This is a genomic window from Rhizobium sp. SL42 (assembly GCF_021729845.1).
Taxonomy (GTDB): domain Bacteria; phylum Pseudomonadota; class Alphaproteobacteria; order Rhizobiales; family Rhizobiaceae; genus Allorhizobium.
On sequence record NZ_CP063398.1, the window covers coordinates 354,583 to 375,329 of the forward strand.

Below are 20,747 nucleotides of genomic sequence, written 5' to 3' on the forward strand. Positions count from 1 at the left end.
GACGGAGGCAGGCAGAATTGGGACTGAAAGGCTTATGACCATGCTGAACAACGACACTGTCGCAACAATTCGGGACAAGGCACTCTGGATGCGCCGCAGGGCGTTTCGGATGGTGTTCGATGCCCAGCTGGGCCATCCCGGCGGCGACTTTTCAGCCATCGACATCATCGCCACGCTCTATTTCGGCGTGTTGCGTTACGATGCGAAAAAGCCGGAATTGGCAGAACGCGACCGTTTCATCATGTCAAAAGGACATGCAACCGGCGCCCTATATACGGCCCTCTGCGCGGCCGGTTACTACCCGGAAGACTGGCTGTCGACATATATGCAGCCGTCGTCCCGGTTGAATGGCCATCCGAACCGCAATTACCTTCCCGGCGTCGAGACCAATACCGGCCCCCTTGGCCATGGCATGCCGGTCGCACTCGGCATTGCGATCGCCGGCCAGTTGGCGAAGAGCGAATATCGCACCTTCGTTCTCACCGGCGATGGCGAACTGCAGGAAGGCTCGAACTGGGAAGCCGCGATGAGTGCCGGCAATCGCAAACTTTCCAATCTTACGCTGATCGTCGATCGCAATCGTCTGCAGCAAGGCATGGGAACCGAAGAGACCAACGGGCTCGATCCGCTGGACGACAAGTTCCGCGCCTTTGGCTGGCACGTCGAGATCGTTGACGGTCATGACGTGCAAGCCTTGCTCAATGTGCTGGGTGCCGCACCGGGCGCCCGGTCCAAACCGCTCTGCGTGATCGCCGATACGATCAAGGGCAAGGGTGTATCGTTCATGGAAAACAAGGCATCGTGGCATCATGGCGTGCCGAATGCCGAGCAATTCGATATCGCAATGAAGGAATTGGTATAATGGCTGCCCCCGCTGCAAAACAGGACGGTTATTTCGACTGCCGCGACGCCTGGGCGCAAACACTCGAGGCCTTGGCTGAGGCGGATCCCCGAATTGTCGCCGTGGTCAACGATTCCGTCGGCTCATCGAAGCTCGGCGGTTTCCAGAAAAGGTTTCCCGAACGGCTGATCAATGTCGGCATCGCGGAACAGAACATGGTGGGCGTCAGCGCGGGGCTGGCCAATGGCGGCCGTATCCCCTTCGTCTCGGCCGCATCCTGCTTTCTGACCGGCCGGGCGCTGGAGCAGATCAAGGCCGACATCGCCTATGCCAATTTCAACGTCAAGCTGGTTGGGCAATCCTCCGGCGTTGCCTATGGCGAACTTGGACCAACGCACCATTCGATCGAGGATTTCGCCTGGCTTCGCCCGCTCGGCGCAATCACCGTGGTGGTTCCCTCCGATCCATGGGAGACTGCAGAGGTGGTGAAATGGGCGGCCAGCCACGAAGGCCCTGTTTACCTGCGTTTGAGCCGCATGCCGGTGCCAAACCTCGATATTGCCGATCGCAAATTCCAGCCCAGACGGGCCGAACTCGTCCATCAGGGACGCGATGTGACGCTGATTGCCTGCGGCACCATGGTTCATCTGGCTGCCAAGGCGGCTTTGGCCCTTACGGCCGACGGCATTTCGGCACGTGTGCTTAACATGGCCACCATCAACCCGCTCGACGAGGCAGCCGTGGCGGCGGCGGCCAGCGAAACGGGGGCGATCGTCACCATCGAGGAGGCCAACATTCACGGCGGCCTCGGTGGTGCGGTCGCTGAATTTACCGCCGGCAACCTGCCAGTTCCGGTCGAGCGTATGGGCTTTCCCGGTTTCGTGCCGACGGGCTCGGTCGAGTGGCTTTTCGAGCATTTCGGCCTCACGGTTCCCGGCATCATCAAAGCGGCCAACACGGCAATCGGTCGCAAACGCCCATGAGCACAGGTCATGTCATCGCTATCGACCAGGGCACGACCAATACCAAAGCCATGCTTGTCGATGCTTCAGGCACCGTGCTCGCCAAAGCATACGCGCCGTTGAAATCCCACTACCCGCGCCCCAGCTGGGCCGAGCAGTCGGCCGACGACATCTGGGTTAGCGTCCAGACGGTGATTGCCGAAATCCGCAGTGCCGTATCGATTGATATTGATGGCATCGGGATCGCGAACCAGCGTGAAACGCTGGTCGTCTGGGATTCGACAACAGGGCAGCCGATTGCGCCGGCAATACTTTGGCAATGCCGACGTACGGCAGCCGCCTGCGCGCAACTGATGAGGGATGGCGCAAACCCGGCCGTTACCAAGTCGACCGGCCTTTCCATCAACGCACTTTTTCCTGCGTCCAAACTTGCTTGGGTCATGGAGAATATCGCGGGAGCAAAATCCCTGGCCGCCGGCGGACAATTGCGAGCCGGGACCGTGGATTCGTGGCTGCTCTATAGACTGACCGGCGGTCAGACCTTCGCCACCGATCACTCCAATGCGTCGCGGACCCAGTTGTTCAACACCGCCAGCCTCACCTGGGATGACGCTCTCTGCGACCTGTTTGGCGTTCCAGTCTCGGCTTTGCCTGCGCCAAGACCGTCGGATAGCCTGTTTGGCTACACGGCAGACGGCACAACCTCACTTGGCGCGGGCATTCCGATCGTTGCCATGATGGGCGACAGCCATGCCGCGCTCTATGGCCATGATGTGCGGAAACCGGGCTTGGTCAAGGCGACCTATGGCACAGGTTCCTCACTGATGACGTTGACATCCAAACGCATCATGTCTGGCCACGGCCTATCAAGCACGATCGCCTGGAGCGACCGCAACGGAACGGCCTATGCACTGGAAGGCAACATCACTGTGTCGGCCCAGGCAGCCGCATTTGTCGCAAAAATGCTTGGGCTCGCCGACGCGCAGGCCCTGTCCGCACTCGCGCAAACAGTTGAAGATTCAGCCGGGGTCACCTTCATTCCCGCATTGGCTGGCCTTGGCGCTCCGCACTGGAACGATAGTGCCACCGGCACGATTTCCGGCATGACACTGGCTACGCAACCCGCACATCTGGCCCACGCCACGTTCGAGGCAATTACACTTCAGATTGCCGACGTGTTCTTCGCCATGGAAAAGGATATGGGGTCGCCCCTGACGGGATTGCTGGCCGACGGTGGCGCATCCGCGAACAGCTTCCTGATGCAACTGCAATCTGACATCCTCGACCGGCCAGTGTCGCGCGGCCACCAGGCGGAGGTCGGCGCCATCGGCGTGGCCAGGATGGCGCTGCAGTCACTTGGCAACGCGGCGAATGCGGCCGGACCCGCCGAGACACAGCGTTTCATGCCAGGACGGCTGGAAAGCTGCACACGCGACGACATCAAGCGGCGGTGGACAGAGGCGATCGCTCGCGCAACTGCGCAGGCCTAGAACGCCGTCTGCGATCGAAAGTGCAAGAAAAACGGGTGAACATGCAACAGTGTGTTCGTTGCTGCGGCGCAAATTAGCACATCTACGGCGCCCCGTGCTCTTGCAATTCGAAAGCGCTTGCCCCACTCTTTTACTGTTCTCAGGGCGGGGTGTAATTCCCCACCGGCGGTATCGGGAGAAATCCCGGAGCCCGCAAGCGCTTCCGACAACCTCGGAAGGTCAGCAGATCCGGTGCGATGCCGGGGCCGACGGTATAGTCCGGATGGAAGAGAGCAAGGCAACGGCCGCCCGTCCGCGAGGACGGTTGAGCTGTGTTTGTTCGCCCAAGGGAAGTTTCGTCGGCATGTGAAGACATGTCCGGCACAACAGACAGCCGGATCTCCGGCTCAACCCTTGAAAGACCGATGAATGACTATCTCTAAAATTGAAGATGCAATTGCAGCCATTACCCGCGGGGAAATGGTGATTGTCGTGGACGACCAGGATCGCGAGAATGAAGGTGACATCGTTTTTGCGTCCGAAGACGCAACAGCTGAAAAAATCGCCTTCATGATGAACAAGGCACGCGGCCTGATTTGTGTTTCCATGCAGGGCGAGCGGTTGGACGCGCTGGAAATCCCATTGATGGTGCCCCACAACACAGAATCGCTGAAGACCGCCTTTACCGTCTCGGTCGACCATTTGCCGACGACATCGACCGGGATTTCGGCAGCCGACCGGGCTGCGACGATCAAGGCGCTGATCGATCCCGCTGCAAAGCCCGAGGAATTTGCACGCCCCGGCCACATTTTCCCGCTCCGCGCCAATCCGAAAGGTGTGCTTGGACGACCTGGCCACACCGAAGCGGCGATCGATCTCTGCCGTCTGGCAGGCAAGGCAGAATCGGGCGTAATTTGCGAAATCGCCAAGGATGATGGCACCATGGCAAGGCTACCGGATCTCGAAATATTTGCCGAGCAGCACAACCTGCATCTCGTCACAATCGAGGATCTGATCGCTTACCTGAAGGCGTCCGGCTCTAGCGCCTCAAGCCTGCTTGAGGTGGCAGCATAACATCCGACTGCTGCATTCCCCCAGGCATGGGAAACATCGGGTCGAACCGAGTTTCATCAGGTCTGGGCGGGATGGCAGCAGCAGTTCACCCATGTGACCCGCTACGGACAGGCGGCACTACAGCACGCCCCAGGCACGAAACCGTCCTCGGCCCGTCAGCTCACGCAGGCTGAGGGCGGCGGCGATCTTCAGCGCACCCTGCGGCGTGACGTCCAGTTCTTCGGCAATCATGCCGGCCGACACCATGGGTCGGGCGAGCACGAGATCGATCAGTTGCGGCAGCTTCGAAGAGGTTCTCCGGCCGGCGAGCCGATGTTGCATCTGTTGGCGGGCGAGGAGCAGCCGGTCATGTTCCTTCAGCCCAGATTCAGCAGCCACCTTGAAGGCATCGACAAATGCCAGCAACCGGGTATCGCGATCACGGCTCGAACGCCGTTCCCGTTGCACCTGCTTCAAGCCAAGATTGACTGCGACCAGATGCGACATGCAGGTACCGGTCTCGCGCAACAGCGCGCCCGCCAACATCCGGCCGAGCCAGGGCGCATGCTGCAAAACCTGCAACTGGCCCCACGCATCGAGCAACAGAGCGGCACGCAATACTGGTGGCAAATCCTCTGTTTCCGTCAAGACGCACCGCCATTCGTCCAAGCGGCCGTCCTCATCCCAATCCGGCTCGTAGACGAACGCATTGCGATCGCGTCCGGTCACGCGCATCGGCTCTTTCACACCGGACAACAATGCGTCACTTCGGGCAAGAACAGCATCCATTTCAGCAAGTTGCTTCGTCAGCGCATCGTCTTCGTCTTCATCGTCATGATCCTCGTCCAATCCATCATGCGACCCGGCGGTGGTTGCCATGCCAGCCACCGCAGGGGTGTCAGCCATGCGCCCCCGAAGCACGCCATCATTGCCGAGTGCCCATGCGGGTTCATTGGCGAGAATCCGGCGGCGGGTTCGCAACACATCATGGGCAATGGTCAATTCATGTGTCGGCGCACGTACACCCATGCCGGCATCGTGCAAAACCAGATCTTCGAGATGGACCAGTTCGCCATCGACCCATAGCGATGCCACGGCATCGCCGAAATGCGATCGTGCAATCCAACCATCGCGCAAGGCGGAACGGGCGATGCGCTCGTCAAGACGGGTCAATGCCGCAGTTGCGGAACAGACAGGTGCAAACAGGGTCGCAATCGGCAGCTTGGCAAGATCGTATCGCATGGAGCCGATCGTAGGTGACTCGCGCAACGAAAGCGAGATGGCGGTTTCGTTTCATTCCTGCCGTCTTAGACCATGATAGCCTGGCGGCCTTGCCGACAAACAGACGCAAGGTTCGTGATCAGCCGATCCGACATGAATAATCGCGACACTCACTGGATGAGGAACGCTCTGAAGTCATTGACATTGGTGCCTGTCGGACCAGGTATGAACAGATCGCCGATCAGGTCGAAGGCAGACCATGCGTCATGATCTGCAAGATAACTGCGGGCATCGGCACCTGCAGCCCTGATCCTGTCTGCGGTCGTACCGTCGCAAAAGGCACCAGCGTTGTTTTCCGAACCATCGATTCCGTCCGTATCTGCGGCCAGACCGGTCACCTTTGCCAGCCCCTGCAGATCCATGGCCGCGGACAGGAGGCACTCGGAATTGCGTCCACCCTTGCCATGCTTTCCATGGCCAATGGTCACCGTGGTCTCGCCACCTGACAGGAGGACGAGCGGCTTGGAAAATGAAGCGTTCTGCGCAAACTCGCGCACCAGCGCGGCATGCATCCGTCCGATATCCTTTGCTTCTCCTTCGATGCAATCCGACAGGATCAAGGGCTGCGCACCCAGGGAACGGGCCTTTTCCGCAGCTGCGATCAAGGAAACGCGCGCGGATGCGATCACATGCACCTCATTGCCGCGAAATACCTCGTCCGAAGGGTCGGGAGCCGTCTCCCGTCCGATGGCATCGATGACAGCCTGGGGCAGATCGATGCGATAGTCGCGGATCAGCCGCAGAGCCTCTGCGGCATTGGAGGCATCGGGCACGGTTGGGCCGGATGCGACCAATGCCGGATGATCACCCGGCACATCCGAGACGATCAGACTGACGACTTTTGCCGGATAAGCGCGCACGGCCAGTCGGCCTCCCTTGATCCGGGAAAAATGCTTGCGAAGCACGTTCATTGCCGAAATCGGCGCCCCGGACGCAAGCAGCGCTTCATTCAGCCTGATTTCATCGGCGAGTTGAAATCCCTGCGGTGGCGCGGGCAGAAGTGCCGAGCCTCCACCAGAGATCAACGCAATGACAAGATCGTTCCTGGTCAGTCCCTCGACGTGATCCATGAGCGCTTGCGCAGCTTGTAGTCCTGCAGCGTCGGGCACCGGATGCGCCGCCTGCAGGATCCTCGTCTGTCGACAGGGTTCCAGAGGACCGTGACGATCAACCACGAGGCCCTCGAACGGACCGTCCCAGGCGCGCTCGAACGCCGCTGCCATCTTTCCGGCAGCCTTGCCTGCACCGATCACGATCGTGCGTCCCTTCGGCTTTTGCGGCAGATGCCGCACGATGGCGTCATAAGGATCAGCAGCCAAGACCGCCGCCTGGAAAAGGGAGGTGAGAAAGGACCGCCCGTCGATCGACATCTCAATCTCCTTCTATCGTTTCATCATCTGCAAACCAACCGCCAGTCCTGCCGGTTGCCGCCGCGTTTGCCCCTGCATCGGCTCAACGACACTGATCAAGGTGCAATGGCTGACCATTGTCAACGCAGTTCGATCAGCGCGCATCGGCGCGTGCCCGCGGGCGCGTGTCGTTGCGTTCATGGGAAAAGATCGTACGTGGCAAGGCAGGCAGATCGCGGATCATGTCTGACGCCTTCTCTCCGACCATGATGGTGGGAGCATTGGTATTGCACGAAGGCACGCGCGGCATGACCGAACTGTCGCAGACGCGTAGTCCATCAAGTCCGTGCACCCTCAAATCGAGCCCGACAACCGCGTCCGCCCCCCTGCCCATCTTGCAGGTTCCGACCGGATGATGGTCCGTCTTGGCATTCGCACAGCCGTAGTCGAACAGCTCTGCCTCCGTCTGGACCTTGGGACCCGGCAGGCGCTCTGCCTCGATGAATGGTTTCAGGGCAGACTGCTGGAAGATTTCACGGGCAATGCGCAAACCCTCGAGCGACATGGCCCGGTCATGCGGATCGGACCAGTAGTTCGGATCTATCAGGGGCGCTGCCGAGGGATCTGCGGACGAAAGCCTGACGGTGCCGCGCGAGCGCGGATGAAGATAGGCCGAATTCAGCGTGACGCCGGCATTCCTGAGCTTCTCAACGCCCGCCTCGATGCCTGAACCCAGCCCGAGATGAAACTGGATATCGGGTGAACGCGCCTGTGGATCGGCATACCAGAAGCCTCCGGTCTCAAAGAGCGACGACGCGACCGGGCCGGACCTGAACAGCAGGTATTCGAGACCTGCCCAGAGGGTACGGTGCAGCTTCGCGACGCCGTCATAAGTATGGTCGCCGGTGCATTCGGCAATGACGAAAAGGTCGAGGTGATCCTGCAGGTTGCCGCCAACGCCGGCGAGATCATGTTTGACGTCGACGCCGACCGAGCGAAGATGATCGGCAGGACCGATACCCGATTGCAGCAGGAGTTTCGGCGAACCGATCGCCCCGGAGGTAACCAGGACTTCACGCTCGGCACGCACAAACTCCAACCCGCTGGACGTGGAGATCTCCACACCGACCGCACGCGTGGCCTCAAGTACGATCCGTGCAACTCTTGCGCCGGTGCGGATCGTCAGGTTCTTGCGATCCCGGATCGGTGAAAGATAGGCCAATGAGGCGGACGATCGACGACGATTGCGTTGGGTCAACTGATAGAACCCGACGCCAGCCTGCTGGTTACCATTGAAGTCATGATTATATGGAATACCAAGTTCCTGGCCGGCCCGGATATAGGCATCGCAAATCGGAAGGGCCGAGACCGGCATGGATACGCCAAGCGGACCACCATAGGCGTGGTAGTCATCCGCAAACCGCTGATTGTCTTCGGCGCGCTTGTAGTATGGCAAAATCGACCGGTAGTCCCAGCCTTCGCAGCCATCTTCACTTGCCCACAGATCATAGTCTGCAGCATTGCCCCGCGTATAAAGCTGGGCATTGATCGAGGACCCGCCGCCGATCACCTTTGCCTGCGTATATCTGAGCACCCGGCCTTTCATATGTTTCTGCGGAACGGTCTGCCAGCCCCAGCTGGCCACACCCTTGGTCATCTTGGCAAAGCCTGCCGGCATGTGGAACAGCGGGTTCCAATCACCTCCCCCGGCCTCCAGCAGCAGCACATTGACGTCCGGATCTTCGCTCAGCCGATTGGCGAGCACGCAACCCGCCGGCCCGGCGCCTGTAATGATATAGTCAAAACGCATCTAGTTCCGTCCTTTTACAAACGCGGGATGGAAAGCCCGCCATCGGCGTCGATCACGCTGCCGGTTGCGAATGCGAAACTGCCAGATGCCAGCGCCGCGCAGATGTCGCCGATATCCTCGGCCTGCCCCCAGCGCCGCATCGGAACCAGGCCATTGGCAATCAGGTTGTCATATTTCGAGGTGACGGCCGCGGTCATGTCGGTACGGATGATACCGGGGCGCACCTCAAACACAGCGATCCCGGTTTCCGCAAGGCGCAGCGCGAGGCCCTGCGAGAAGGCGGCAAGGCCGGCCTTGGTGATGCAATAGTCGAGCCGTTCGGGAGAGCTCGATTGCGCCGACACCGAGGTGATATTGATGATCGATCGTGCATGCGAGGGCTCGCTGGGGATCAGCATCGCCTTCACCACCGCCTGAGTGAAAAACACGGTACCCTTGAGATTGGTGTCGATGATCGTGTCAAAGTTTTCAGGCTCAAGCTCCAGGAAGTCGCCACGCACCACCGACGCGATGCCGGCATTGTTGACCAGGCAGTCGATCCTGCCGAAGCGTTCCAATATCGCCTTGACCGTGCCTTCATGTCTCTGGACGTCAGACAGGTCGGCATGAAGGTAGAGCGCATCGCCACCTTGTGAGCGGAGAAATGACAGCGTCTCCTGCACGGACACCGCATCACCGATGCCGGTGATCACTATGTCATGGCCTGTCCTCGCCAGCGCCGTGGCGATGCCAAGTCCGATGCCGCGCCGTCCGCCGGTGACAATCGCAACGGGTCTGATCGTTTGATCTGTCATGATGCCAAATCCCTGGACGCAATGTGATCAGCGACGCGCAACGCCTGCGCGGCCACGGTCAGTGCCGGATTGACAGCCGCCGATGTCGGCAGGCAACTCGCATCCACCACGAACAGGTTGGCGTGGTCGAAGGCACGGCAATAGGGATCCAGCGGTGCGGTTGCCGGATCGTTGCCGATACGCACCGTGCCGCATTGATGTGACGGCGTGCGCTTGTCGAATGGACGCGACAGCACCACGGGAAAGCCTGCCGCTTTCAGCACCTGCTTCAGCTTACTGACGAGATCGAGATGCGCATCCCAATTGGTTCGGTGCCATTTCAAAATGATACGGTCGCCATCCACCATGACGCGGCTTTCCGGATGAGGAATGTCCTCGCTCATCGCGTAGAAATCGACCGCATGTGCCGAGATGCGGTTGAGCAGCCATTCGGGCACCAGCGGCAGATTTGCCTTGAGGATGGCGCCTGAAATACGGCCCAGCAACTGGATATTGCCCAGTGGCGGACCACCATTTCCGTCGGAAAGATAGAAATCGTTGAACCCGAACGTCTTCTGATAGATGGAATCGTTGCGGAAAGACGGCGAAATCGCCAGCACGGCACTGGAATTGTGGTTCATGAAATTGCGGCCGACCTGATCGGAACTATTGGCCAGGCCTTGCGGAAAACGCGCATCTGCCGAACGCAAAAGTAGCACCGCGGACTGCACGGCGCCTGCCGCCAGGATCACGAGTTTCGGCGAGACCGACTTTGCCTCGCCTTGCTGCAGGTAGTGCACGGTCTGGATGGTATTTCCATCGGCTGCGGCCTCAAGCCGGACCACCGGCGAATTGGTCAGGAGCCTGACATTTGCATGTTGCAAGGCCTTCGCCAATGGCGCAGTTTCCGCATCCAGCTTGCCGTCGTTGCAATTGGGATGGGCGTCCCACGGCGTGCGGGCCTTGTTCAACCATTTGTCGATGTCGATCGCCAGTGGCAGTGAGAAAGGGTGCATGCCGGCCGCCTTGAGGCGAGACCGGACATCGGCTATTGCGGGCTCGTCAGGCACAGAGGAAAATGCATATGGCTCGGAATGAAAAGGCTCCGTCGGATCCTGTCCTTCGACGCCGCGCACCTGAAACAGCTGTTCGGCGCGACTGTACCAAGGTTCGAGTTCCTCATAGGCAAAGGGCCAAGCGGGCGAAACGCCTTCGCGGTGCTGCATTTCGACGAAATCTTCTCGCCGGTAGCGCACCAGAACGGCCCCATAGAACTTTGAATTGCCTCCGACATAGTAGTAGTTGCCTGGATTGAATGCCGAACCACCGTGTTCGTACCACATCTCCTTTGGGCGAAAATGACCCCGCTGGAAAATCGCACGCTGGTCGCGGTTTTCCGGCCGATCGGCCAGATGATCGCCGGCCTCCAGGATCAGGATGTCCGCCCCGGTCGCAGCCAATCCGGCCGCAATTGTTGCGCCGCCAATGCCGGAGCCAATGATCACGATGTCAGGTGACTTTGTCATTTCAATTCTCCTGCCCTCGATCACGCGATCCGCAGCTGTGTCTTCGGATCGAAGAAGACAGCCTTGTCGAGATTGAACGCAAGCCGTGCCGTCTGGCCGGCATGGATGCGGGCGTCGGCGCGAAGGCGGGCGACCACTTCCTTGCCGCCGAGCTTGGTAACGGCAAACGTGTCGGAGCCAGCCGGCTCCACCACTTCAATCAGGCATTCGCCTTCCGCCACCGCCTTGGCGTTGCGATCGGCACCATCGGGGTCAGTCAGGGCTTCGGGCCGGATACCGAAGACGATCTGGCGGCCGGCATGAGCCTCGAGCTGTTCACGTCCGTTGGCGACCGGAAGCCGGATCGGATCGCCATGGGGGCGGGCAAGCGAAACCGAAAGACCGGCCGCGTCCTTTTCCAGCGTACAGGCCAGGAGGTTCATGGCCGGCGACCCCATGAAATCGGCGACAAACATATTGGCCGGATTGTTGTAGATCTCGGCCGGCGAGCCGAATTGCTGCAGCACGCCGTCTTTCAGCACCGCGATCTTTGTCGCAAGCGTCATCGCCTCGATCTGGTCATGGGTTACGTAGACGATGGTCGTCTTCAGCCGCTGGTGCAGACGCTTGATTTCGGTGCGCATGTCGACGCGCAGCTTGGCGTCGAGGTTCGAGAGCGGTTCATCGAAGAGGAAGACCTGCGGGTTGCGCACAAGAGCGCGGCCCATGGCAACGCGCTGGCGCTGGCCACCCGAAAGCTGACTTGGCTTGCGATCGAGAAGGTGGCCGATCTGGAGAATATCGGAGACTTCCCGGATCGCCTTTTCGCGTTCCTCCTTCGGCACTTTGCGGATTTCCATGCCAAAGGCGATATTTCCGGCCACGGTCATGTTCGGATAGAGCGCATAGGACTGGAAGACCATGGCAATGTCACGCTGCGATGGGGGCAGATCTGCGACATTGCGCCCATTGATGGCAATCTCGCCCGAACTGATCGGTTCAAGCCCGGCAATGGTGTTCAGGAGGGTAGACTTGCCGCAACCGGAGGGGCCTACAAGCACCAGGAAGCCACCTTCTTCGATTTCTATATTGATGTCCTTCAGAATCTCCAGCGCGCCATAGGACTTACGCAGATGGGATATTTTCAGAAATGACATGATCTTATCCTTTCACAGCACCGGACATCAGGCCGCGTACGAAATAGCGACCGGAGACGATGTAGACGATCAGGGTTGGCAGGGCGGCGAGGATCGCACCCGCAAAATGCACGTTGTATTCCTTGACGCCCGTGGACGAGGAAACGAGATTGTTGAGAGCCACCGTCATCGGTGTCGAACCCGCGCCCGAAAACGAAGCACCGAACAGGAAGTCGTTCCAGATATTGGTGAATTGCCAGATTACCGAGACGACGATGATCGGCGCGGACGACGGCAGCAGGATGCGCCGAAAGATCTGGAAGAAGCTGGCACCGTCGATCTGTGCGGCACGCACCAGTTCGGTCGGAAATGCTTCATAGTAGTTGCGGAAATAGAGCGTGGTGAAACCGAGGCCGTAGATGACATGGACAAGGATCAATCCCCAGATGGAACCGGCCAGGCCGAATATGCCAAGAATGCGCGCCATCGGGATCAGGACGATCTGGAACGGGATGAAACAGGACAATAGCAGCATGCCGAAGAAGATGTTCGAACCGCGGAACTGCCATTTGGTCAGCACGTAACCGTTGAGCGCGCCGACGATCGTCGAAATCGCAACGGCTGGGATGACCATCAGGATCGAGTTGATGAAGTAGGGTTTGAGACCGGTCGGCGAGACGCCGATCTGGGCAGCCGACCAGGCCTGTTTCCAGGGTTCCATTGTCCAGATCTCGGGCAGGTTGAGCATGCCACCCTGGCGGATCTCTTCTAGCGGCTTCAGTGAATTGACCACCATGATGTAGAGCGGCAGGAGATAATAGATGGCGAAGATGATCAGTGCGCTGTAGATCAACGCTCTGGTGAGCAGGCCATGCGAGATCGCATTCTGGGGATTTGCCGCGCCGCTCATCAGCGTTTACCTCCGCGAACTTCCGAATAAAGATAGGGAATGATGATCGAGAAGATCATGATCATCATGATGATCGCAGACGATGCACCGATGCCCATCTGGTTTCGGGTAAAGGTATAGGAATACATGAAGGTCGCCGGCAGTTGCGTTGCCTGTCCAGGGCCACCGCCTGTCAGGGCGATGACAAGGTCATAGGCCTTGATCGCCAGATGGGCGAGCACGACAAAGGCCGACAGGAAGACCGGACGCATCAGCGGTATGATGATCCGACGATAGATGGTGAAGGTCGAGGCGCCATCCATCTGGGCCGCCTTGATCATCTCGTTGTCAACGCCACGCAGGCCGGCGAGAAACATCGCCATGACAAAGCCGGATGATTGCCAGACGGCAGCGATGACGACGCAATAGATCGCCATCGTGTTGTCCTTGATCCAGGTGAAGGAAAAGCTCTCCCAGCCCCAGATGTGCATGGTATTTTGCAGCCCGATGCCGGGATCGAGGAACCATTTCCACGCCGTGCCGGTGACGATGAAGGACAGCGCCATCGGGTAGAGGTAGATGGGCCGCAAAAAGCCCTCGCCCCTGATCTTCTGGTCTAGCAGGATTGCCAGGAACAGACCCAGCACCGAGCAGATCAGAATGTAGAGCGAGGCAAAGATCGCCAAGTTCGAAATCGATCGCCACCAGTGGGGCAAGGCCCAGAGCTTGGAATAATTGCTGAAGCCGACAAAATTGTAAGACGGCAGCATCTTGCTGTCCGTCAGTGACAGGAAACCCGTATAGGCGATGAAGCCATAAACAAAAATAACGATGACAACGAAGCTCGGCGCCAGCACAAGCTTGGGCAAAAACTCCTGAAGTCTGTCACGACCTTGCATCGCTCAATCCATCCTTGTTGTGTCTTGCAGTGAAACCGCTTGCGCCCGATCCGCCAGGCGCGGATTTCAAGGTAGCCGCAACCGCTGCCGCGGCATATCTTGCCGGCACCATCGCTTCACTCGGAATTTTGATATCGGCAGCCTCTGTGGGAGGACGTGCCCCCCACAGCGCTTGCGTGCCTGCTTACTTCGCGGCCTCGACGGCCGAGACGAGCTCCTTGACGGCATCGTCGGAAGAAAGCTCGCCATTGAACTGCCGGGTCACGACGTCGTAGATCGCATTCTTCACCGATGCCGGATTTGCATGACCATGGGCCATGGAACCATAGAGCGTGCCGGCCGTATTCGCTTCGGCAAGGTCCTTGATCGCCTTCTTGCCGCAATCATCAAACGCTTCGTCAGACACGTCCGTGCGCGCCGGGGCTGAACCCTTGACCACATTGAACGCCGACTGGAACGCCGGGCTTTCGATGGCGGTTGCCATTTCAAGCTGCGACGGAATCTTGGCTTCCGCAACCTTGAACATGGCGAACTGGTCAGAATTAAAGGTTACAGAACCCTGGGTGCCCGGGAAGCGCATGCAGACGAAATCGGTGCCCGGCTTCTTGTTCGCCTTGATGAACTCACCCTTTGCCCAATCGCCCATGAACTGCAGGCCGGCCTTGTTCTCGATCACCATGGCGGATGCAAGGTTCCAGTCGCGGCCAGAGAAATTGTCATCGACGTAGGACCGCAGCTTCGTCATGCGATCAAAGGCTTCCTTCATCTTGTCGCCACCCAGCGCCGCAGGGTCGAGATCGATGAAAGCCTGCTTGTAAAAGTCGTTGCCTAGCGAGAGCACGACGGCATCGAAAATCGTTGCATCCTGCCAGGGCTGGCCACCATGGGCGACCGGAGTAATGCCCTGCTCCTTGAACTTGTCGAGAAGTGCTACAAGCTCATCCCAGTTGGCAGGCTCCTTGCCGCCGGCTTTGTCGAGAGCCGCCTTGTTGATCCAGACCCAGTTGGTCGAGTGAACGTTGACCGGCGCTGCAATCCAGTGACCGTCATACTTAGAGAACTGCTGGAGTGCGGTCGGGATGACCTTGTCCCAACCTTCCTTGGCCGCAATGTCATCGAGATTGCCGAGCGCGCCCTCCTTGGCCCAATCGAGAATGTCGAAGCCGAGCATCTGCACGGCGGTCGGTGCATTGCCGGCCGTGACACGGGCGCGCAGGACTGTCATTGCCTCGGTGCCGCCGCCGCCGGCGACCGGCATGTCGGTCCAGCCGATACCCTTGCCCTCAAGATCCTTTTTCAGAACGTCGAGGGCCGCAGCTTCGCCGCCCGATGTCCACCAGTGCAGAACCTCCACGCCTTCGGCTGCACGCGCCACTCCCTGCGTCACGCCCAGTGCCAATGCCATCGCTGCTGTCGTCATCAAAAACTTGCGCATCGTATCCTCCCGTTTGCAAGTCAACATCGCGGGACAATTCCCCGCTTTCCCAAGCCAACCGTCGATAAAGACAGTCGGCAACTCCTCCCACGGCAATGTGCCGCCAACCAATTTAAAACGTTACAAATTGCACAGAGTCAAGATCTCCAATTGGCCCCGAAATCACTTCAGATCATGATTAGTTTGCCGCAATGCAGCAAATTCGCGTCTAACAGCCGACGAGGCGTGAAGAATTGGAAACGTTTTAAATTCTATGCAAGACGCATTGTCCGAGCACGGGTCTCGCGCTATCGTCACATCGAATTTCATCCGAAAAGCAGTACCCGCGTGCCGAAAGAAAAAATCTTCCCGACCAACAGGCAGCCGACGACCGGAAAAAGGTCCGGCCGGCCGACGCTTCGAACCATTGCCGAGCTTACCGGCCTGGCAGTCACCACCATTTCGCGGGCTCTTTCCGACGACCCGCTCATCAATCACGACACTCGAAAGAGGGTGCGTGAAGTGGCCGTCAGCGTGGGTTATTCGCCAGACAGGGCAGCGCAACGCCTGAAGACGGGCCGCACCAATGTTATCAGCGTCCTGCTTGATCCGCATGAGGAAATCCTCGGCTTTGGCACATCCCTGCTGTACGGCCTGACGAAGGCCCTGCAAGGCACGGCCTATCATCTGATCGTCATGCCCAATTTTCTCGACACGTCGAATGTCGAGGCGGTCGACTACATCGTTCGCAACAATCTCGCCGACGGTCTGATATTCACCCGCACGGAACAACTCGACACCCGTGTGCGCCTGCTGCTGGAAAACAACTTTCCCTTTGTCAGCCACGGCCGCACGGAGTTTTCCACGCCGCATCCCTATGTCGACTACGACAACTATGCGTTCGCCTATGAGGCGGCGCGCCGTCTGATCGCAAAGGGACGGCAAAAGCTCACGATCATCCTGCCTTCCCGCCGCCTGACCTTCAGCCAGCATATGCTGCATGGGTTCATGACCGCGGTCCGCGAGGCGGGCATCGCCTATGAACTTCCTGACACCATCACGCTCGATTCTGCAGCCGGAGACGTGCGCGACCATTTTCGCGCCCGGGCTCAACAGCCCGACGGCCCGGATGGGCTGATCTGTCCCGGCGAAGTCTCTGCCATGGCGGCGATCACCGGGCTCAACGAGTCCGGCTGGGCGCTTGGCAAGCACTATGACATGGTCGCGAAACAAACCTCGCGACTGTTGTCCGATATCCAACCCGGCGTCGAGACCATCTACGAGGATCTTACGGCCGCAGGCGAACAACTCGGCCGACTTCTGATCCGTCGTATCGCCGACCCGAATTCGACGGACATGCAATTGCTGATGCCGCCGCAGATCGGCTTTGCCACGTCCGGCCATTAATCCGGCCGCTGCCCATCGATTTCGCACTGATGCTCCGGCCATGGCCGATCCTCCCGAAAACGCCTCAGGCGCGTGGCATCCACCAGTTGGTACGACTGCCAATATGCATGTTCAGTGTCTTGGTCTCCGTATAGTCCTCGACCGCGTGGCGACCCAATTCTCGACCGAGACCTGACTGTTTGTAGCCACCGAAGGGAAGTTCCGACGCGCCGTCCATGAATGTATTCATCCACACGGTTCCGGCGCGCACATTGCGGCCGACCGTCAGGCAGGTGTCGAAATCCCGGCTCCAGACGCCGGCCGAAAGTCCGTAGTCTATGGAATTGGCAATCTTGATTGCTTCTGCTGCCGTCTCAAATGTCAGCACCGACAGCACCGGACCGAAGACCTCCTCACGGGCAACAGCCATGTCGGGCGTCACACCCGACAGGATCGTCGGGGCCATGAACTGACCCATGCCGAAGTCAAGCGTCTCGCCACCATGGGAGATCGCAGCACCACTCGCAGCCGCGCCGGTGACGTAGCGGGAAATCTTTTCCAGATGCTGTGGCGTGATGATCGCACCGACCTGGGTGGTCGGATCGAGCGGGTCGCCAACGCGCACCTTCTTCGACAATTCGGCAATGCGAGCAACCACATCGCTGGCGATGCTCTTGTGCAGGATAAGACGGGATCCGGCATTGCAGCACTCGCCGGCATTGAAGTAGGCACCGAAGACAGCCGCATCGACGAAAGCGTCAAGATCACAATCCGGAAAGACGATCTGCGGGTTCTTGCCGCCGAGCTCCAGCGAGACCTTTTTCAGTGTCTCTGCGGCGTTTCGCATCGTCAACTTGCCGACACCAGTCGAACCGGTGAATGACACCATATCGACATCGGGATGCGCAGTCAGCACGGCGCCGACCTCCGGGCCGGTTCCCGTGACGATGTTGACGACGCCTTTCGGCACACCCGCTTCAAGCAGGATCTCGCCCAGCACGATGGTCGATCCAGATGACAGTTCGGATGGCTTGACCACTGTGGTGCAACCGGCCGCCAGCGCGAAGGGGAGTTTCTGGCCGACGATCAGGAACGGAAAATTCCATGGCGTGATAATCGAGACGACCCCGATCGCCTCGCGCAGCACGACACCGAGAGTGCCATCGCCCAGCGTATTATAGCTTTCGCCATGCAGGTCGCGCGCAAGGGCAGCCGCATAGCGCCAGATGTCGACGGAACCGGCGATTTCACCGCGAACCTGGCTGATCGGCTTGCCGGCTTCAATTGCATCGAGATAGGCAAGTTCTTCGGCACGCGATGCAATCAGATCCGCAGCTTTCAGCAGGATGGCGGAACGCTCGGAAGCCGTCATGCGCGGCCAGGGGCCTGTATCGAATGCCTGGCGGGCAACGGCGATGGCGCGCTCAGCATCAGCCTTGCTTCCAGCCTGGAAACGGCTGACGATGACGCCATGGCTTGGCGCCACGCGCTCGATCGGCTCTCCCCTACCCTCAACCCAATCGCCATCGATCAGCATCTTGAAGTCGCGTGCGGTCGTGTCTCTGAGCGCTTTCGGGCTTACCAGGACTGTCATTACCATTCTCCCTTGAATTTTGGTGGGCGCTTGTCGCTGAATGCGGATACGCCTTCCTTAAGGTCGCCGGTCTTTGCCGCCAGAATAGAGCCGAGCGCCTCGACCGCCGCGCCATTGTCTTCGCCGCTCGAAACGGCAATCATCAGCTTGACCATTTCAAGCGCTGCAGGACCGCGATCAGCGATCCGCCTCGCATAGTCTTTCGCTGCGGCAACAGCGTTTCCGGTCGCGGTCACACTATCGACGATGCCGTGTGCCTGGGCCTGTTCAGCCGTGAAGATTTCGCCGCCGAGTGCCATGCGGCGCACCACCTGCGCGCCGAAGCGCTTGACGAGCCTTTGCGTGCCGGACCAGCCAGGCACCATGCCAAGGCCGGTCTCGGGCAGACCAACCCGGACCTGCTCTTCGGCGATCCGGATATCGGCAATGCCGGCAAGTTCCAGGCCACCACCCAATGCATCGCCGTTGATGGCGGCGATCAGCGGCATGCGCAGCGTTGCCATTCGCTCAAAAACACGGTGACCGTGGCGGACCCAGGCGTGGCCGAATTCTTCCGGCCGCATGCCGCCCCAGGCCTTGATATCGCCGCCGGCGCTGAAACCCTTGCCTTCACCCGTGAGGACGGCGGCGCGAACCTGGCTATTCGCCTCCACTTCGTCTGCGGCATCGGTGAGCGCTTTCAGCATGTCGAGGTCGAGCGCATTGCGCTTTTCCGGCCGCGACACGGTAAGGATCGCCACATGCTCCTCAATATCGATCCGGACCGTACCGCTAGCCATGGAAACGACCCTCCAGAACCATGGGCGCCTTGGTGGGCAACTCAAGGCCGATGCGGCCTTCGTCAAACAGGCTCGCATCCATCAGCTTGAGATCGGGCGAAACCGCCAGCGGGAAATCGGACTGATCGAGAATATCTGCCTGAAGTTCGATACCGGGCGCGATTTCCGTCAGCACAATACCGGCCTGTGTCAGCTTCATCACACAGCGCTCCGTGACATAGGTAATGTCCTGACCCTGTTCGATCGCACGCTTGCCGGAAAATGTGACGTGCTCGACCTCGTTCACCAGTTTCTTGAGCTTTCCTTCCTTCTCGATCACAAGCTTTCCGGCGTCGATGGCAAGCTTTGCACCGGCGTTGAACATGCCGGAAAAGACGATCTTGCGGGCTCTGGCCGTAATGTCGACAAAGCCGCCTGCTCCTGCCGTCACATGCGGGCGGAAAGAGAGCTTTGAAACGTTGACGGAGCCATCCCTGCCGATCTCCAGGAAGGAAAGCAGCGAGGCATCAAAGCCGCCACCCTGGAAGTAGGTAAACTGGTAGGGCGATGGCATATAGGCATCGGCATTCGACGCGCAGCCAAACGCGAAATCGAGAAGCGGCACGCCCCCGACAGCGCCCTGTTCGATCACCCAGGTCACCGCCCCATGCAGGCCTTCCTCCATCAGGATGCGCGGCACATTGGCGGAAATGCCGAAACCGAGATTGACGCAGCTATTGGCCTGTAATTCCTGCGCCACGCGACGGGCAATCACCTTCTGGATGTTGAATTCCGGCACGCTGAACGTTTCCAGAGGACGGAAGATCTCGCCGGAGATCGCCGGATCGTAGACGGTCTGCGTGGTCTGTTTCTGGTCGGGATCGACCACGATGTAGTCGACAAGCATACCGGGCACACGCACGTCATGTGGCTTCAGCGAACCATCCTTGGTGATGCGCTTGACCTGGGCGATGATGATGCCGCCATTGTTGCGAGCAGCCAGCGCCTGGTCGAGACCGCCGAGATAGGCCCCTTCGTGTTCATAGGTCAGGTTGCCGTGCTCGTCGGCCGTTGTTGCCCGGATGATGGATACCTGTGGGATGATCGACGGGAAAAACAGCCATTCCTCCCCCTCGAATTCAACGCGCTTAACCACAGCCTCGCCCGGCGGCGGCATTCATCGCGCATCCCTGGCGTTCCGGATCGACAAAGGTGTCCAGCCCGACCTTTGTCAGCACACCCGGGCGCTTGGCGGCAGCCTCCCGGTGCATATCGAACAGGATGCCAGACGGAATATTGTAGGCCGGGATTTCGTTGCCGGTGATCATCTGCCAGATCAGCGGCGGCTCCGATGTCGATGGGCCCGAAGGATATGAGCCACCCAGAATACGCTTCAACAAGCCTTTCCTGGCGATGTGATCGACACCCTTGATGCCGCTCATATCGCCGGCCGCAATCGGGTGAAGCGTGGTGATGTCGCGCGGATGGCCGGTTGTCTCGAAGCGCTCGCCGATGGCCTTCAACATGAGGTCCGGGCAGCCAAGGCCACTGGACGAGGAGACAGACACGACAGCGCCATCCGGGATAAGGGCGGCGGCGGCGGCGGGGGTGATGTGCTTGTTCATGGT

16 protein-coding genes, 1 pseudogene and 1 riboswitch are annotated in these 20,747 nt (G+C 59.5%); of the genes and pseudogenes, 5 read left to right on the forward strand and 12 right to left on the reverse strand.

The features are described from left to right. The first annotated feature begins 34 nt into the window (after positions 1-34). The 4 genes from IM739_RS20620 to ribB all read left to right on the forward strand — a co-directional run bounded on the left by IM739_RS20620 (position 35) and on the right by ribB (position 4,346). Entirely contained in the window at positions 35-862 is an 828-nt protein-coding gene (locus IM739_RS20620; protein ID WP_237371675.1) for a transketolase, read from the forward strand. Beyond that, positions 862-1,824: a transketolase family protein gene (locus tag IM739_RS20625; protein WP_237371676.1), complete on the forward strand. Its 963-nt coding sequence runs from the start codon at positions 862-864 to the stop codon at positions 1,822-1,824. Before IM739_RS20620 ends, IM739_RS20625 begins: the two co-directional genes overlap by 1 nt. Next, positions 1,821-3,293 carry an FGGY family carbohydrate kinase gene (locus IM739_RS20630; RefSeq protein ID WP_237371677.1) on the forward strand — a complete coding sequence of 491 codons (1,473 nt, stop codon included), beginning with the start codon at positions 1,821-1,823 and terminating at the stop codon, positions 3,291-3,293. Before IM739_RS20625 ends, IM739_RS20630 begins: the two co-directional genes overlap by 4 nt. A 131-nt stretch (positions 3,294-3,424) precedes the next feature. Then, a riboswitch (FMN riboswitch) is annotated at positions 3,425-3,571 on the forward strand. 130 nt (positions 3,572-3,701) lie between these two features. Further along, positions 3,702-4,346 carry a 3,4-dihydroxy-2-butanone-4-phosphate synthase gene (gene ribB, locus IM739_RS20635; protein WP_237371678.1) on the forward strand — a complete coding sequence of 215 codons (645 nt, stop codon included), beginning with the start codon at positions 3,702-3,704 and terminating at the stop codon, positions 4,344-4,346. Between the two features lie 117 nt (positions 4,347-4,463). Here ribB and IM739_RS20640 read toward each other — a convergent pair whose 3' ends face one another. From IM739_RS20640 to IM739_RS20680, 9 genes are all read right to left on the reverse strand, one after another. After that, positions 4,464-5,567, reverse strand: coding sequence for an RHE_PE00001 family protein (locus IM739_RS20640; RefSeq protein ID WP_237371679.1), 1,104 nt, complete (start codon positions 5,565-5,567; stop codon positions 4,464-4,466). A gap of 149 nt (positions 5,568-5,716) precedes the next feature. Further along, a complete protein-coding gene (locus IM739_RS20645; protein WP_237371680.1) occupies positions 5,717-6,976 on the reverse strand; it encodes a glycerate kinase type-2 family protein in 1,260 nt (419 codons plus the stop codon). 133 nt (positions 6,977-7,109) lie between these two features. Continuing rightward, positions 7,110-8,765, reverse strand: a complete 1,656-nt coding sequence (locus tag IM739_RS20650; protein WP_237371681.1) for a GMC family oxidoreductase — start codon at positions 8,763-8,765, stop codon at positions 7,110-7,112. 14 nt (positions 8,766-8,779) lie between these two features. Further along, positions 8,780-9,559, reverse strand: coding sequence for a 3-ketoacyl-ACP reductase (locus tag IM739_RS20655; protein ID WP_237371682.1), 780 nt, complete (start codon positions 9,557-9,559; stop codon positions 8,780-8,782). Beyond that, the gene (locus IM739_RS20660) at positions 9,556-11,064 is read right to left on the reverse strand and encodes an FAD-dependent oxidoreductase (protein WP_237371683.1); all 1,509 of its coding nucleotides are present in this window, start codon (positions 11,062-11,064) and stop codon (positions 9,556-9,558) included. The genes IM739_RS20655 and IM739_RS20660 overlap by 4 nt, the downstream gene beginning before the upstream one ends. Before the next feature lie 20 nt (positions 11,065-11,084). After that, positions 11,085-12,200, reverse strand: a complete 1,116-nt coding sequence (locus tag IM739_RS20665) for an ABC transporter ATP-binding protein (protein ID WP_237371684.1) — start codon at positions 12,198-12,200, stop codon at positions 11,085-11,087. A 4-nt stretch (positions 12,201-12,204) separates the two neighbouring features. Next, complete coding sequence (locus tag IM739_RS20670) at positions 12,205-13,089, reverse strand: carbohydrate ABC transporter permease (protein ID WP_237371685.1); 885 nt, start codon at positions 13,087-13,089, stop codon at positions 12,205-12,207. After that, positions 13,089-13,967, reverse strand: a complete 879-nt coding sequence (locus IM739_RS20675; RefSeq protein ID WP_237371686.1) for a carbohydrate ABC transporter permease — start codon at positions 13,965-13,967, stop codon at positions 13,089-13,091. Before IM739_RS20675 ends, IM739_RS20670 begins: the two co-directional genes overlap by 1 nt. Positions 13,968-14,151: 184 nt before the next feature. Next, complete coding sequence (locus IM739_RS20680) at positions 14,152-15,402, reverse strand: ABC transporter substrate-binding protein (RefSeq protein ID WP_237371687.1); 1,251 nt, start codon at positions 15,400-15,402, stop codon at positions 14,152-14,154. Positions 15,403-15,729: 327 nt separating this feature from the next. Here IM739_RS20680 and IM739_RS20685 point away from each other — a divergent pair, with 327 nt between their 5' ends. After that, a complete protein-coding gene (locus IM739_RS20685) occupies positions 15,730-16,788 on the forward strand; it encodes a LacI family DNA-binding transcriptional regulator (RefSeq protein ID WP_237371688.1) in 1,059 nt (352 codons plus the stop codon). Positions 16,789-16,852: 64 nt separating this feature from the next. Here the strand turns inward: IM739_RS20685 and IM739_RS20690 are convergent, their stop codons facing one another. The 3 genes and pseudogenes from IM739_RS20690 to IM739_RS20700 form a co-directional block, all read right to left on the reverse strand. Then, positions 16,853-18,361 carry an aldehyde dehydrogenase family protein gene (locus IM739_RS20690; RefSeq protein ID WP_237371689.1) on the reverse strand — a complete coding sequence of 503 codons (1,509 nt, stop codon included), beginning with the start codon at positions 18,359-18,361 and terminating at the stop codon, positions 16,853-16,855. Beyond that, entirely contained in the window at positions 18,361-19,140 is a 780-nt protein-coding gene (locus tag IM739_RS20695) for an enoyl-CoA hydratase/isomerase family protein (RefSeq protein WP_237371690.1), read from the reverse strand. Before IM739_RS20695 ends, IM739_RS20690 begins: the two co-directional genes overlap by 1 nt. After that, positions 19,133-20,744, reverse strand: a pseudogene (locus tag IM739_RS20700) (acyl CoA:acetate/3-ketoacid CoA transferase). Before IM739_RS20700 ends, IM739_RS20695 begins: the two are co-directional and overlap by 8 nt. Positions 20,745-20,747 lie beyond the last annotated feature (3 nt).